The following is a 1,703-nucleotide window of genomic DNA, read 5'->3' on the forward strand; positions in this document are numbered from 1 at the left end:
CAGACTGTGTAAAAACTAATTTTTAATAAATTGTCTTGGGTATGTTCTTAGTTTGAAACCATTTAAGATGGTTGCGATCGATTTTTTCTCAGTATCGCAATTTTCTCCGCGCGAGCGAAACTGCTATGGCAACGCTACTCTAATTGCTTTACTTAGGCCGTTAACTCCCATAATTGTTATCATCCTTCTGAAGTTGTAAGCTAGGACATGAAGACTTATTTCTGTCCCCACGCTTTTTAAACCTCGTGTTAGTAAGTGGGTAGCTCCCATCCAGAGTTTAATTGTGCCAAAGGGGTGCTCAACAGTTTGCTTTCGATGAAGCATCAATTCAGGTTGATTCTTTAGCTTTTGAAGCATTTCTTCTGTCAGAATCTCATGCACCCACCGTCTTATTCGCCTAGGATCTTTTTTAGAGTTAGTGCACTGACTTCTTATTTTACAATCTCGACAAGCAATGTGATTGAAGTAAACATCAAGGTATTTACCTTGCTCAAATACCTGCATTCGATTTTGAAGTTCATTACCAGCGGGGCATAAGTAAATATCTTTATTTGCATCGTATTTGAAAAGTGAGCGGTTAAATATCCCTTTCTTTTCAGAGGACGATGTATCCGTCTTGGGCATGATTGGCTCTGCACCCAAATCGATAGTGTCTTTTATATCAGGCTGACTGAAGTAACCTTTATCTGCTAATACCCGTATATCTTTCTTGCGCAATGCTTCTTGTGCGAGTTTCGTCATTGACGCAAGCTGGCCTCTATCTGGCACGTTGGTCACGTCATGCGCCACTATGAGGTGATGCTTGGTATCAACCGCACTTTGTACATTATAACTCACAACTCTTGTAAAACCTTGAGTTTTCATTAAACGTGAATCAGGATCAGTAGTGGATATTTGCTTATCAGGATGAGCTTCAACTTGTTCTTTAATCTCGTATAGTTTTTTTAACTGGCTGCGAAAGTCAGCTAGTCTCTCTTTTGTGGCTTTAATTTTTGTGACGTTAGCTTGCTCTTTATCGGCTTCATCAAGTAATTCAAGATAACGTTCAATGTTCTTTTCGACTCGGTCGATGTGAAATTTAACTTTGCTTGGCGTAAAATTATTGCCTTTGTTGTTGCTAGCTTTAAATTTACTACCATCGATGGCAACAACGGGTTTCTCAAACATATTCAGGCGACGACAGACTTCAACAAACGTTTTGCATACATTTTTTATACCGCCTCCGTTGTCTTTTCTAAAATCAGCAATCGTTTTAAAGTCGGGTGCCAACTTATCAAGTAGCCACATCAGTTCAATATTGCGTTGGCATTCGGTTTCTAATCGGCGGGATGATTGAATACGGTTGAGGTAACCATAAAGATAAAGCTTTAATAGTGTGGCTGGATGATACTTAGGGCGGCCTGTGGACTTTAAGGTTAATCCTTTAAACCCCAATTCAGCTAGATTTAGTTCCTCAATGAAAACATCAATCACTCTGACCGTATTATCTTCACTGACGTAGTCTTCCAACGATTCTGGAAATAACGTTGATTGGTTACGATCTTCACCGCTTATAAACTTTGACATATTGCCTCAACCCTCGACTGAATCAATAGTCTTATTATATAAATATCAGTATATTAAGTGAACTAAATGTATAGATTAATCGATCATAAGCAGCAGATACTTAGACCAAAAGGTGATCAGAGTTTTCACACAGTCTG

At 38.9% G+C, this 1,703-nt stretch carries 1 protein-coding gene; it reads right to left on the reverse strand.

The features are described 5' to 3' along the window. Positions 1-123: 123 nt before the first annotated feature. Entirely contained in the window at positions 124-1,566 is a 1,443-nt protein-coding gene (locus ACTRWE_RS19155) for an IS1182 family transposase (RefSeq protein WP_273612056.1), read from the reverse strand. Positions 1,567-1,703: the final 137 nt, after the last annotated feature.

Source organism: Pseudoalteromonas sp. G5_S1_54_S4 (assembly GCF_054968565.1).